We start from the raw sequence: 13,417 nt of genomic DNA, 5'->3' as shown, positions 1-13,417 counted from the left end.
CGATGTCCGGGAAATGTTGTCCCGCTCCCGGATGGTGACCTTGCACGGAGTCGGGGGTGTCGGCAAGACCCGGCTGGCGCTGCGCGCGGCGGCCCAACTGGGCCGGGCCTACCGGGACGGCGCTTGGCTGGTCGAGTTGGCCGAGGTGCACGAGGACGAACTGGTCGTGCACACCGTCGCCCAGGCGTTGGGCATCCAGGACTGGTCCTCCCGCGGCGTGGAGGCCGTGCTCGCGGATTACGTCCGGGACAAGGACATCCTGATCGTCCTGGACAATTGCGAGCAGGTGCTGGGCGGGTGCGTAAAGGCGTGCACCGTGCTGCTCGACGTCGCCCCCGGGTTGCGCGTTCTGGCCACCAGCCGGCAGCCCCTCGACGTGTACGGCGAGCACGTGCTCGTGGTGTCCACCCTGCCGGTGCCCGAACCATCCGAGGTGGACCGGCTCGCGGGCGCGGAGATGCCCAACTCGGTTCGGCTGTTCGTCGAGCGCGCCTCGGCTGTGGGCTTCCAGTGCGCGCGGGGCCATGCGGTCGCCGTCGCGAAGTTGTGCCGGGAGCTGGACGGGATCCCCTTGGCGATCGAGCTGGCGGCTGCCCGCACGCGGTTCTTCTCGGTGGAAGAGATCCTGTCCCGAATCGGGGACCGCTTCCGGTTGCTCGCCGGCGGCTCCCGCACGTCGGCGCGGCATCAAACGCTGAAGGCGACGATGGACTGGAGCTACGATCTGTGCTCGGAAGAGGAGCGCATGCTCTGGGCACGGATGTCGGTCTTCGCCGGTGGGATGGATCTCAAGGCCGCGGAGGACATCTGCAGCAGTGCCGATCTCACACTGGAGCGGGTTCTGGATCTGACGGCGTCGCTGGTCGACAAGTCGATCCTGATCCGCACGGAGGTGCCCGCCGGCAACGGCACCGCTACCCGCACGCGCTACCAAATGCTGGCGACCGTCCGCGATTACGGACTGAGCTTGCTGGGCGAGAACGAGAAGCAGCAACTCCGCCAACGGCATCGGGACTGGTACCTGGGCCTGGCGGAACGATGCGCTCGCGAATGGTTCGGTCCGGATCAGCTCGAGTGGCGCGCGCGCATCACCGCCGAGCACGACAACGTGAGGGCAGCACTGGAGTTCTGCGCAACGCAGCCCGGGCAGGTGCAGGCGGGGCTGCGCCTGGCGGGAGCGCTGTGGTTCTACTGGACGGCTTGCGGGTTCATCGCGGAGGGGCGGAAGTGGCTCGACCGCCTGCTGGCGCTGGATTCGCGGCCGACCGAAGCCCGGGCGACGGACCTGTGGGTCTGCAGCTGGCTGGCCTCCCACCAGGGAGACCTGGCGTGGGGGCGGGCTACGGCTGAACGGTGCAGTGTCCTTGCCGAAGAACTGCGGGATCAGGGCCTAGCGGCCTTCGGCATGCACTTGAGGGGCGTCGCCGCGATGGCCGAGGGGGACCTGGCGGAGGCCCGCGAGCTGTGCCTGCAGGCGTGGTCGCGGCACCGCACGCACGACACGATGACCAGCCCGATGGTGATGTCGCTGTTCCAAGCGGGGCTGGTGGCGTGCTTGCAGGGCGAGCCGGACCAGGCGACGGCGGATGTCGGGGAAGTCCTGCGGATCACGGCCGAGGTCGGCGAATCGTGGACCCGTTCGTGGGCGCTCGTGGTTCGAGGCCTCGCGTGCTGGATGCGGGACGATCCCAACGCCGCCGTCGCGGATCTGCGGGAGAGCATCGGCTTCAAATCACGCCTCAACGATCTCTTTGGCCTCGGGGTTGCGGTGGAGGTCCTGGCGTGGTCGTACGTTTCCCTGGGCGAACACGCTCAGGCAGCGAGGCTGTTCGGCGTCCTGGAACGCATATGGCCGCTCGTCGGGATTCCGCTGCTGGGTTCGCAGCAGCTGCTCGACTACCGGAAGAAGGCTGAAGGCGAGGCCCGTGCGGCGCTGGGGGAGGGCGCGTTCGGCGAGATCTTCGCGGAAACCGCGATGCTGCCGCTGGAGCAGGGACTCGCGATGGCCATACGGGGCAAGACCCGATCGGCTCCCGCGGCGCGCCCGGAAGCCCGCGGGCAACGGCCGGGCTGGCCGCTGACACGCCGGGAGCTCCAGGTCGCCGAAGCCGTCGCCGAGGGGATGTCGAACAAGGAGATCGCGGCGGAACTGGTGATCAGCCAACGCACCGCGGAGACGCACGTCGAGCACATCCTCACCAAGCTCGACTTCGGCTCGCGCACCCAGATCGCGACCTGGGTGGCGGCGCAACGAAACTCGGAGGGCAGGACCTAGCGGCCGACGCTCGGTCAGGCGGACGCCAGTCCGATCCCGGTGGGCGCGTTCTCCTCGCCACGCATCTGGCGCAGCACGGTCTCATTGTCGAAGTAGATGCGCTCCGCGAGCAGCTTCTCCGGGGCGTCCGCGTGGAAGAGGTAGAACGCGGCAAGCTCGAACAAGACCGGCCGCCCCGCTGGGGGGATACCGCAGTAGTCACCTTGGTGCGTCCCGCTGATCGTCACCTCGCGGACCGAGGAACCGGGCGTGTCGTACTCGGCGTTCACGGTGACCCGGAAATCCGGAACGGCTGTTTCCAGCACCTGGTAGAAGTCCTGAACGCCCTGGAACCCTTCGTACCGCGTGCTCAGCGGCACGACGTCGTAGAAGGCGTGTTCGTCCTGGACGAAAGTGCCGTACACGCGCGGCCAGTCGTGGGAGTTCTCCGCATCGATGTGCTCGGCGATCGTGCGGCGCTGCAATTCGATTCGCTGTCCATCGCTAATCGCCATGTCGGCCCCCCGGGTTGCTCGGCCACGGCGCGACCTCTGTAGCCGAGGCTACCTGCCGGGTACCCGTTTCCGCAGGTGACCGGCCACGCTATGGTGGCTGTGCCCAGCACCGCGAGGCGCGCCCGGTGCAGAGGAGAAAGTCCCGAAATAGGTAGTCGCTACGTAGTACCCCCGTGGTTGCCAGGGCCTCGCCGGGCGAAGCTGTTGCAGTACCGACCGAACTGCAACCCAGGAACCGCCCCGATGTACGCAACCCGAACCACCGCCGCGAAGCCCACCGGGGCTCCGGCGATCCTCGCATTCCGACCGCCCGAGACACGCTCCTCCTCCCACGAACCCCAACGGCCGCACGTGTACCGCAACCTGTTCATGGGCACTTGGATCTGCGACCAGGAGGGCACCCGAGCCAACCCTGGTCCGGACAAGGCCCGGACGGTGCACCGGACGTACCACGATGCGCTTCGCGCCGCGATCGGCGTGGAAGTCCCGCAACATCGACTGAGTGCGTGACCCCGAAGACGGCCGCACGCAGACCCCGACCCCAGGTAGCCCGAGCCATGTTCTTGAACCAGTGCACCGAAGAAGACCTCGACAACCGCGCCCGACGCGCCGAGCACCACATGAACCTCGCCCTCGAAGCACGGCGGTGGAACCTAGCCCAACGCTACCGCTTCGAGATGCTGGCAGTGGCGGCCGAATGCGACCGCCGAGACCGGAAACCCGACTGGCAGTTCTGAGACCAGGGCGCGAGCCGGAGCCGTTCCATCTCGAACAGCCCCTGCTTCCGCGTCGTGCAGGTCGGTCGAAGCCCAGGCCACGACGAGCGGTCGTGCAGAACGGACCTTGGCCCCTGTGAGGGCGTGGCAGTCCGCTGGATGGTTGTGGCGTTCGCGCCCCGGCGGAAACGGCGGTGCCGTCCGCGCCCGAGGATCGAGGACCAGCCATGGCAAGCTCACCGACCGCCCAGACGAAAGCGTCGACACCGGCGTCGAAGAGAGCCAGCGAAACCGGTGCTGCCCCGCACGATGCCGCACGTAGTGCGGGTGAAGGCCCGCTCGCCGTCGATAGGCACGTCGTACGGGTGGAGGTACCGGGAATGGGGACGATCCCGCTTCCCCCGCTGAACGAGCTCGCCTACCTGACCGGGGTAATCGTCCTGGCCAGTACCGGGCTGATGTCGTGGCCGGTGGCGTTGACCATCGGAACGGGCCATCTGCTGGCGCACAACCGGCACATCCAGCTGCTGCGGGCCTTCGGCGAGGCCCTGGAGGAGGCTTAACTTCATCCCCAGCCATCGGCAGGCGCTGTGCTTCGGTGGGGGCCATCGAGCAATCGCGCGAGCGCGGGTGTCAGGAGTTGCGCGGGGCTACCAGGCCTGATTCGTAGGCGAGGACTACGAGTTGGGCGCGGTCGCGGGCGTGGAGCTTGACCATGGCCCGGTTGATGTGGGTTTTCGCGGTCAGCGGGCTGATTACCATGCGGTCGGCGATCTGGTCGTTGGACAGGCCCTGCGCGACCAGGGCGACGGCCTCGCGTTCGCGGTTGGTCAGTTCTTCCAGCCCCGTGCCGGTGACGGTGGTGAGCGGCTGGGTGACGTACCGGTTGATCAGCCGACGGGTGATCGACGGTGCGAGCAGGGCGTCGCCGCGCGCGGCGACGCGCACGGCGTGGAGGAAGTCTTCCGGCTGGATGTCCTTGACGAGGAAGCCGGCCGCGCCGGCGCGCAGCGCGTTGAAGACGTATTCGTCCAAGCCGTAGTTGGTCAGGATGACGACGTGAACCCCGGCCAGGGCCGGGTCCGCGGCGATGCGCCGGGTCGCCTCGATGCCGTCGACGACCGGCATCTGGATGTCGATGAGCGCGATGTCGGGCAGGTGTTCCCGGGCCAGCGCCAGGCCTTCGCTGCCGTCGGCGGCCTCGGCCACCACCTCGATGTCGTCCTCGATGTCGAGGAGCGCGCGGAATCCGCTGCGGATGAGCGGCTGGTCGTCGACCAGCAGGACGCGGATCATGACGTTCGATCCACGGGAAGTTCGGCCTGCACGGAGAAGCCGCCCTCGTCGCGAGGTGCCGCTCGCAGGCGGCCTCCGAGGGCGGTGACTCGTTCGCGCATGCCGAGCAGCCCCACGCCGGGCACCGGTGCGGTGTCCGGCGTGGCCCTGCCGTCGTCGTCGACCCGTATGACCAGGACGTCGGGGCGGTAGTCGATCCGGACCGACGCGGTAGCGGCGGCGGCGTGCCGGCCGATGTTGGTCAGCGACTCCTGAACGATCCGGTAAGCGGTCCGGTCCACCGCGGACGGCAAGTCGTTTCGTGATCCCTCGATCGTCAGCTTCGCGTCCAGGCCGGTCGTGCGGGCCCGTCGCACCAGTTCCGGGACGTGGTCGAGCCCATGCGGCGGGTTCTTGTCGTCGTCGCGCAGCGCCTCCAGGGTCGCTCGCAGTTCCCGGGCCGCCTCACGACCGGCCTCCCGGATCGCCAGCAGGGCCTCCGGTACCTGTTCACCCCGCTTTCGGGCCAGGTGGACGGCGACTTCGGCCTGCACCTTGATGACGGAGATCTGGTGGGTGAGCGAATCGTGCAGTTCCCGCGCGATGTGCAGCCGCTCCTCGTCGGCGCGGCGCCGCGCGGTCTCCTCGCGGGTGCGCTCGGCCTCATCCGCCCGGCGCTCGGCCTGCCGCAGCGCTTCACCCGCCGCGCCGGCGGCGATCAGCCATGCCAGTTGCAGGACGTCCCGGGATTGCGTGAACGCCTCACCCACGGGCCAGTCGTGGGGAGAGGTCAAGATCGCGAGCGGAAGAGCAGCCAGCATGATCACCGAACCCGCCACCGCGACGATGCGGTGTCCCGCCCGCACCGCCGAGTACACCGCGAACAGGTACGCGATGACCGGCACCTCGAAACCGACGGCTTGGTAACCCAACGCGCACAACGCGGTCACGGCCAGCACGGTGACCGGAGCCCGGCGGCGCGCGGCCAGCGACAGACCGCCGGTTACCAACAACGCGTAACCCAGCGGGTCCAGAGCCGTAGGTGGATGTTGTCCGGACAGCCCGGCGACCAGCAGGGCCGCCGCCACGCCGACGGCGATCACCCAGTCCCTGACGCCGATCCGTCCGCCGCTCATGCGTGAACCCTAGCCAGATGTTCGCGCGGGCGACTCCCGCGCACAGATGATCGGCCGCCTACCGCACCCGCGGTAGCTTCGCGGCTCCTGCGGCATCCGCAGCAGCCGGCTACGGCACCGGCGGCAGCACGAAATTGCCTGCGCCCGCACAACGACCGGCGGTGGGTCCAGCGGACATGATCAGCGACGTCCAGTCGTGGGAGAAGGAGCACCTCATGTCCGTCCGTCGCATGCTTGCCACCGCCGCAGCCGCACTGCTCGGAGGTTTCGCGCTTGCCACACCGGCAGCCGCGCATGCCTTGGCCCAGCCGTCCGCCCCCATTGTTTACGGCTGGACCCCCGACCGAGTCTGGGCCACTTCGGCGGCTCTACTGGCGGGGGTTGGCGTGGTCATCGGCGGGCTGGCTCGGGCTCGGTCCGCCGGTCGTATCGGCAACGGCACCGGGAAAAGGGGGGCCATCGTGGCCCTGGTGGCGGGGCTGATCGCCGTGGTCAACGGCGGGCTGGTGGCGGTCACCGCCGACGGCGGTCCCGGCACCGGCAATGGAATCGTCGGGGGCTACCTGGCCCTGGTGCTGGGGCTGGTCGCCATGGTCCTTGGCGGGCTGGCGCGGGCCAGCTCCCGCCGCACCGCTGACCGGTCAAATCCAAGTGTTCAGGCCTGATCGCCGTACCGGTGAGCCAAATGGCGTACATCGCACCGGATGCGATTCAGGCCGCAGCGGGGGTGTGACCGTGGTGCGGAAATCGGGCCCGCACCACGGTCGGTCGTCACCGCGGTAGGTCGTCGCCCTTGTAGGTGACTGCCTTGAAGGCCACCTTCAGCGGGGACCAGCCGTTCTCGGTGGTGTAGGGGCCGCCGTCCGCCCCGTGGTGCCAGTAGCGGAGGCAGTAACCGCCCGCACCGGTCAGCTGCCGGAGGTTGGCGTGGCTGACGTTCGGGTCCGAGCAGTCCGCAACCCCGTCGTCGTTCAGATCTTCGTCGTAACCGTACTTCTGGTGCGCGAAGTAGCCCTTGTCGATGCCGGAGTAGTACGACACGGTTTCGTCTTCCAGCGAGCTGACGAGGCTCCAGTCGACCCCGGCGGCCCACGGATCGTCCAAGCCGCGGTCGTTGCGGCCGGGCGCGGACTCGTGCAGCTTGTCGATGAAACCCGACCCGCCTTCGTCCGTCGGGGTCATCTGGTTCCACTGCCGGGTGCACTTGTCGTCGGGATCCGCATCGGGATTGCGGCACCCGTTGATCAGTCCCTGGTGCGGGGTGCCGAGCGTGACGATGTCCTCCACCGCCACTCTGGGTGGGAAGCCGCTCCAGCCCTCGCGGGTGCCGAGCACCGCGACGCGAGTGATCAGGCCGCCCATCGAGTGCGCGACGATGTCGACCTCCTCACCCTTGCTGGTGTACTCCTCGTAGATGTAGTTGGCGAAGTCCTTGGCGATTTCCTGGATGGGCCGCTCGCGGTCGGCCTGACCGTCGCCGATCACGTCATCGCAGAATGCCCGGTCGCCCTCGTAGTAGCCGATCGTCCGCATCGAGGAACGATCCCGGCCGCCCGCTTCCTGGTAGTACTCGAGGGCTTCGTCCCAGGTCGACCCGTTGCAGTTGGTGGGGGGATCCGGGTTGTAGCCGTGCACCAGCAGCATCGTCTTCTGCTCCGCGGCCGGCTCGATCTCACGACCGTCCAGTTCGGATGCCTGCACCGTCGCCGGTGCGCTGAGGGCGAGCCCCGCGGCAGCGATCGTGGCGACCGCCCCGCGCCATCGTCGGTTGATCATCAAGCACACTCCCGTCGGTCGGGTTTCGACGCGGGTCCCCTCGCAGCACCCCGCGTCCGGCCGACATCGCGAGCCGCTCGCACCGCACAGCGCCAGAGGGCTGGTCGCCCTCGGCATCGACACCCCCGGCCAGCGGACGCCTGATGTCGGTCCCGCCGACACTAGGCAAACCGCCTCGACATTCGTGGGAGAACGCGACGGGTTAGCTCCCCTGGAGCAGTCGGTTGGCCCGCTCGGCGGACATGACGCTGGACGAGCAACCCGCCGTCGGCCAATCTGATCCAGCGCCACGGCTTCGACGGTGTCTACATCTCGGGTGCTGTGCTCGCCGCCGACCTCGGCCTGCCCGACCTCGGCCTGACCACGCTGACCGAGGTCGCCACCCGAGCCGGGCATTCGGTCACCCTGCTGCGGCTGGCAATGCACGCCGCAGACACCGGCTTGGCCACCATCGCCGAGCGCGGCAGCGCGACCTGGTCGACCGGATGCAGCACCGGCGCGATCTCTACGAACTGGTCGACTACGCCGACTACAACGCGTTCGACGCGGCAACATCTTCAACTTCCGGGTCTGAACTCCGGCCGCCCTTCGCGAGGAAGTCCCGGCGCCGCGTTCCGCGCGCCGGGACTCTCAACTCGCGGCAAACTCCGAAATTCCCCCTCCAGCACCCTTTTCCCGGATAAACCCCGAATCATTGATCATTCGGCCATTCCGAATTCCGCAGAGCGGACAATCGCGCCCACCAGCAGCAAAAAAGTCCACAAGGGACTGTCCGGGGTCGTCCGACACCGCCGGCATCTCCATGGTCAACCCGGACAGCAACTCGCTGACCTACAGCGGCTACCCGGTCGATGACCTGGCCACCCGATGATCGTTCGAGGAGGTCGCCCAGCTGCTCTGGCACGGGGAACTGCCCACCGCCGCGGAACTCGCCGGGCAGAACGCGTTCGCGGGCGGCGTCACCATGTGGATGGAGATATATCCGATCGCCCGGTAAACACGCCCGACGCTCCGCACCACGGCAGCCGCACGCGGCGCGACGACCGTGCGAGATCTCTCACATCGGTCGCGCAACTCCGGGCGGTTAGGGTGTGAGCGAATCAGTCGTACCCGGTACACGGGTCAGGGAATCCGGTCGGAATCCGGAGCTGACGCGCAGCGGTAGGGGTGATGGACGGGGCGGCCCACGAGCGGGCCGGACCACTGGGCACGCGCCTGGGAAGGTTCTCCGTCCAGCAGAACCCGAGCCCGAAGACCTGCTGGTTCCCGGTCGGCGCAGGTCCAGTGCGCCAACCGGTCGGCGAATTGGCGGCTCCGCGTACGAGCCAGAGCTAAGGATGCGGACGATGCTGTTCCCCGCGCGGTTTCGCGCGTCTCGGCCAGGGCACCAGACCCTGTTCGCAGGCGTGCTGGCCATTGCCCTCTGCGGCTGTTCGGCGCCCCCGGCCGACGAGCGCGCCGGTGGCGAACCCGTCTCGATGCGCAACTGCGGTCAGGACGTCGTCGTCGAAGCGCCGCCGCAACGCGCTGTCAGCCTCAACCAGAGCACGACCGAGATCATGCTCTCCCTGGGGTTGCAGGACCGGATGGTCGGCACCGCGACCTGGACCGACCCAGTCGCACCGCACCTCGCCGCCGCGAACGAGCAGGTGCCCCGGCTGGCGGAGAACGCCCCCTCGTTCGAGAGCGTGCTCGCGACTGAGCCGGACATCGTCCTCGGCGCCTACCAAGCGGTCTTCACCGACTCGATGGTCGCCTCCCGCGAACGCTTCGAAGAGCTGGGCGTACCGACCTACCTCTCGCCCGGCAACTGCCTCCCGGAGGAAGCGCCGCTGGGCGTACCGACCGAACTGGCGGACATCTACCGCGAGGTCCAGGAGATCGCCACGATCTTCGGGGTGCAGGACCGCGGTGCGGCGCTGGTCGCCGACATGTTCGCACGGGTCGCTGCTGCGCACGCGCGTGTCGCGGATCTGCCCTCCCGGCAAGAGCAATCGGTGCTGTTCTGGTTCGCGCGAACCGAAGCGCCTTACGTGGCAGGTAGAACCGGATCCCCGGGGATCATGACGCGCGCGCTGGGAGTGCGCAACGCCTACGACGACGTCGCGTCGATGTGGCCGCAGGTCGGTTGGGAGGACGTACTCAGCCGCAACCCGACGCTGCTCGTGCTGGGCGACCTCACCCGGGAGCAGGAAGGTGACAGCCTCCAGTCCAAGATCGATTTTCTGCGAACCGATCCCGCAGTGTCCCAATTGGACGTCGTGCGCGGCGAGAACTGGATCCCCATGTCCGGCACCGCGTTGAACACCAGCATGCGAACCGTGGACGGGATCGAGGCGCTCGCCGACAAGCTCGTCGCCGTGGAGCGGTAGTGGTGCGTCAGGTCCGCGCCGCCTGGCTGGTCGGCGGCGCACTGCCGGTGCTCGTGGTGTCGATCGCCTTCGTGATCACCATCGGGCCGGCCGACATCTCGGTCGCAGAGGTCGCCGAAGTGGTCCGCGCCAAACTGGGACTGGGCACCACCGGCGTTTCCCGGATCACGCAGGGAATCGTGTGGGAGTTGCGCCTGCCGCGGGCGCTGCTGGCCGCGATCTGCGGCGTGGGGCTGGGCGTGTGCGGGGCGGTCCTGCAGTCGATGTTGCGGAATCCGCTGGCGGATCCCTTCCTGCTGGGGATTTCGGCGGGAGCGTCCACCGGCGCGGTGGCGATCGCGGTGCTCGGGGTCGGTGCCGGGACGATCGGGCTGGCTGCCGGGGCGTTCGGCGGTGCCATGGTCGCGTTCGCGCTCGTGATGGTGCTGTCGGCGTTGGCAGGCGGCGGGACCAGCCGGGTGATCCTCGCCGGTGTCGCCGGCAGCCAGCTGTTCTCGGCGCTGACCTCCTACATCGTGATCACCTCCGCCGACGCCCAGCAGACCCAGGGCGTGCTGTTCTGGCTCCTCGGTTCGCTCGCCGGAGCACGGTGGGACGACGTCGCGCTGGCTGGCATCGTTTGCGCGCTGGGGCTGTTGCTCTGCCAGTCGCAGGCCGGTTCGCTCGACGCGTTCGCCTTCGGTCGCGATTCCGCCGCTTCCCTGGGCATCTCGGTGGCGCGAGTTCGCGGGCTGCTGCTGGTGGGAACCGCGCTGCTGACCGCGACGCTGGTGGCCACCTCGGGTGCTATCGGTTTCGTCGGGCTCGTGCTCCCGCAAGCCGCCCGGTTCCTGGTGGGTACCCGGCACCGCGCCCTGCTGCCGACCACCGCAGTGCTCGGCGCGGTCCTGCTGGTCTGGGTCGATGCACTGGCCGGAACCGTGGCCGCGCCGCAGGAAGTGCCCGTCGGTGTCGTCACGGCGCTGGTCGGAGTGCCCGCCTTCGCGTTCCTGTTGATCCGGAAGAGAGGCATGCCATGAGCCTGCGCGCCCTGGACGTGTCGTGGTCACGCGGTGGCGCGGCCATCGTGAACGGGATACGCGTTGAGGTCGAACCCGGCTCGACCCTCGGATTGCTGGGCCCCAACGGATCTGGGAAGTCCTCGCTGCTGCGGCTGCTCGCCGGTCTGCGCCAACCGTCCTCGGGGAGGGTCCTCGTCGACGGCGTGGTCATCACGGGCATCGGCCGCCGCGCCCTCGCCCGCCGGATCGCCCTGGTCGAGCAGGAATCCACCACCGAGCTCGACATCACTGTCACCGAAGTGGTTTCCCTCGGTCGCACGCCGCACCGCAGTTCGTGGGGCACCGCACGGGACACCGACGCGGAGGCAGTGCGTCGGGCACTCGTGCACGCTGACCTCGAAGCGCTGGCCGACCGGCGTTGGCACACCCTTTCCGGCGGCGAACGCCAACGCGTCCAGATCGCCCGCGCGCTCGCGCAGCAGCCAACGGAACTGCTGTTGGACGAGCCGACCAACCACCTCGACATCGCCCACCAGTTCGCGCTCCTGGAATTGGTCCGCCGACTGCCGGTGACAGCGGTAGTGGCGCTGCACGACCTGAACCTGGCCGCAACCTTCTGCGACGGGCTGGTCGTCCTCCAGCGCGGTGCGGTCGTAGCGGCGGGCAGCCCCGCCGAAGTCCTCACCGAGGACCTGGTCCGAACGGTCTACGGCGTGGAATGCGCCATCACCAAGCCGAATCCGGAAGGCCCACCGCACATCCGATTCACCGGCACGGTCACACACGCGTGATCCCGCTGGCCCCCGGAAGCCGTCGCCACGGACGAGAGCGACAGCTACCGCCGCCACGGCGAAGGTCCGGGGAGCGTGAACTGTCCGCAAACAGCCGCACGTAATCGGGTCGCACGGGTACAACCACGTCGCGGCCGACAGCTCCGGGTGCCAGGAACGCGCAGGTCACTCGGTCCCAGCGGGCCGCTGTGATCCGAACTCCCCACCCCCGAGCGGGTGCTGGCAGTCGGTAACAACGGCGCGCTCTCGTATTGGGCGCGGCAGCGGCGATTGCGAAGTAGTCGGAACATGGTGATCGCCCATGCGATGAGGACGATGACGCCTGCGCCACCGAGGATCGTCAGCAGCAGCCGGTCCGAGGAGCCGTTGGCAGGGTAGACGCCGCGGGGGTGGCCCGTGTCGACAGTGGCGATTCTGTCGCCGGGCCCTGTTACGTCGCCCTTCGCGACGAGCGCGACGTTGTCGCGGACGTACGAACCGTCGTTGGAAACGAAGTCGCCGTAGTAGGCGGGGCGGGAACGCCCCTCCAAACGCGTGACGGTGAAGACGCCGTAGGTGCCCGACCCGAACTTTGCGGTGTACGCAGGCCGCACGTCCTGCAGGGCCGCGATGATGACCGCAATGTGTGCTGGATCGGGTCGCTACGACCGGTGGCCTGCTAGGGAAGCCATTTCAGGCGCCGTGATTCATCAGCCATGCGGCTTCTCGCGTGTGGCCCCATGGTGGGGGGCGGTGCGGGGTGAGGGGGTGGCGCGAGGAAAGCTTCGGCTGATCGCTGCGCCGTTCACCGTGGCCGCGCCGTCGGGAGCGCGTATTCGCGATCGTCTCCGGGTGTCGGCTGTTGATGAGAAGGTGCTGACTCCGGTAGGACAGCACCTTGGTTCTCTCGCCCGATCCGACCTGGCTGAACGGTCTGTATCGGCGATGTGGCGGCGATGTGGCGGCGAAGCACACCCAACGGGCACGACGCAGGAGGAATCTCACCGCCCGGTGTTCGTCACGGTGGGCTGGTGCGATCACCCGGGCATCCGAGGCCCAGTACCGGTTGTCCCTGCGGTGCCTGGGCGCTCCAGAAAACCAGTCTCACCAGGGCAATCCGCGCTATCGAACAACGCCTGGCCGTGCCGTGCGGGAAGCGGCGGGGGCGTGTTCGCGGCTATGCGGATCGCGACGAGCGTTTCGGCAAGCTTCCGCCACGCGAAGGTGGCCATCGGCAGACGTGTGAGTACGCGGTTTCCAACACCATCGCCGCCAGTTCTGCGTCCGATCCTGTACCGCGCCCCATATTCCCGCTGACTCGGCAATCGAGGTTCCCGGCCAGCCGGTGCTGCCGACCGGGATCACCGCATGCCCGACGAACCCGCCGCCGATGCCAGGTCGGTGCCGGCGTTGGAGCGCCGCCGCCTGGAATCGGTGGCGCACCAGCCGCGGGCGGAGTCACTCATACCGAACCGGACCCGGCCAGCTGAGGCGTTGGGCTCACCGACACTGCTGCCTCAGCGCGGCCAGCGGTGTGCTGATTAGGAGAGCTGCTGCGGGAGACCCCGGAAACTGCACTACACCCAGACCCCGCAGGCACGC

13 protein-coding genes and 1 riboswitch are annotated in these 13,417 nt (G+C 68.6%); of the genes, 8 read left to right on the top strand and 5 right to left on the bottom strand.

The features are described from left to right. Positions 1–13 precede the first annotated feature (13 nt). Positions 14–2,275 (top strand): LuxR C-terminal-related transcriptional regulator, encoded by a 2,262-nt coding sequence (locus DL519_RS20045; protein ID WP_223839307.1) that lies wholly within the window; start codon positions 14–16, stop codon positions 2,273–2,275. 14 nt (positions 2,276–2,289) lie between these two features. Here the strand turns inward: DL519_RS20045 and DL519_RS20040 are convergent, their stop codons facing one another. Next, positions 2,290–2,769, bottom strand: coding sequence for an ester cyclase (locus tag DL519_RS20040; protein ID WP_190817027.1), 480 nt, complete (start codon positions 2,767–2,769; stop codon positions 2,290–2,292). Positions 2,770–3,012: 243 nt separating this feature from the next. On the opposite strand from DL519_RS20040, the gene DL519_RS20035 reads away from it, so the two are divergent. From DL519_RS20035 to DL519_RS20025, 3 genes are all read left to right on the top strand, one after another. After that, positions 3,013–3,279, top strand: coding sequence for a hypothetical protein (locus tag DL519_RS20035; RefSeq protein WP_190824631.1), 267 nt, complete (start codon positions 3,013–3,015; stop codon positions 3,277–3,279). Positions 3,280–3,326: 47 nt separating this feature from the next. Beyond that, entirely contained in the window at positions 3,327–3,506 is a 180-nt protein-coding gene (locus tag DL519_RS20030) for a hypothetical protein (protein WP_190817025.1), read from the top strand. Between the two features lie 359 nt (positions 3,507–3,865). Continuing rightward, positions 3,866–4,048, top strand: a complete 183-nt coding sequence (locus DL519_RS20025; protein WP_190817023.1) for a hypothetical protein — start codon at positions 3,866–3,868, stop codon at positions 4,046–4,048. A 70-nt stretch (positions 4,049–4,118) separates the two neighbouring features. Here DL519_RS20025 and DL519_RS20020 read toward each other — a convergent pair whose 3' ends face one another. After that, a complete protein-coding gene (locus DL519_RS20020) occupies positions 4,119–4,781 on the bottom strand; it encodes a response regulator (RefSeq protein ID WP_190817021.1) in 663 nt (220 codons plus the stop codon). Further along, on the bottom strand, positions 4,778–5,896 hold the full coding sequence (locus DL519_RS20015; RefSeq protein WP_190817019.1) for a sensor histidine kinase: 1,119 nt from the start codon (positions 5,894–5,896) through the stop codon (positions 4,778–4,780). The genes DL519_RS20020 and DL519_RS20015 overlap by 4 nt, the downstream gene beginning before the upstream one ends. Before the next feature lie 215 nt (positions 5,897–6,111). On the opposite strand from DL519_RS20015, the gene DL519_RS20010 reads away from it, so the two are divergent. Continuing rightward, complete coding sequence (locus tag DL519_RS20010) at positions 6,112–6,561, top strand: DUF6223 family protein (RefSeq protein ID WP_190817018.1); 450 nt, start codon at positions 6,112–6,114, stop codon at positions 6,559–6,561. 106 nt (positions 6,562–6,667) lie between these two features. On the opposite strand, the gene DL519_RS20005 is transcribed toward DL519_RS20010, so the two are convergent. Together DL519_RS20005 and DL519_RS48835 are read right to left on the bottom strand one after the other, a co-directional pair. Beyond that, on the bottom strand, positions 6,668–7,672 hold the full coding sequence (locus tag DL519_RS20005) for an esterase/lipase family protein (protein ID WP_190817016.1): 1,005 nt from the start codon (positions 7,670–7,672) through the stop codon (positions 6,668–6,670). A gap of 305 nt (positions 7,673–7,977) precedes the next feature. Continuing rightward, the gene (locus DL519_RS48835) at positions 7,978–8,166 is read right to left on the bottom strand and encodes a hypothetical protein (RefSeq protein ID WP_190817014.1); all 189 of its coding nucleotides are present in this window, start codon (positions 8,164–8,166) and stop codon (positions 7,978–7,980) included. A gap of 590 nt (positions 8,167–8,756) precedes the next feature. Continuing rightward, positions 8,757–8,950: riboswitch (cobalamin riboswitch) on the top strand. A 68-nt stretch (positions 8,951–9,018) separates the two neighbouring features. On the opposite strand from DL519_RS48835, the gene DL519_RS19995 reads away from it, so the two are divergent. From DL519_RS19995 to DL519_RS19985, 3 genes are read left to right on the top strand one after another with little or no spacing between them, the layout of a single operon-like run. Further along, positions 9,019–10,044 carry an ABC transporter substrate-binding protein gene (locus DL519_RS19995; protein ID WP_223839305.1) on the top strand — a complete coding sequence of 342 codons (1,026 nt, stop codon included), beginning with the start codon at positions 9,019–9,021 and terminating at the stop codon, positions 10,042–10,044. Further along, entirely contained in the window at positions 10,044–11,063 is a 1,020-nt protein-coding gene (locus DL519_RS19990) for a FecCD family ABC transporter permease (protein ID WP_449619125.1), read from the top strand. Before DL519_RS19995 ends, DL519_RS19990 begins: the two co-directional genes overlap by 1 nt. After that, positions 11,060–11,836, top strand: coding sequence for an ABC transporter ATP-binding protein (locus DL519_RS19985; protein WP_190817012.1), 777 nt, complete (start codon positions 11,060–11,062; stop codon positions 11,834–11,836). The genes DL519_RS19990 and DL519_RS19985 overlap by 4 nt, the downstream gene beginning before the upstream one ends. Positions 11,837–13,417: the final 1,581 nt, after the last annotated feature.

It is taken from the genome of Saccharopolyspora pogona, from assembly GCF_014697215.1.
Lineage (GTDB): Bacteria > Actinomycetota > Actinomycetes > Mycobacteriales > Pseudonocardiaceae > Saccharopolyspora > Saccharopolyspora hattusasensis.
This window is presented reverse-complemented; position numbering and strand designations above follow the sequence as displayed.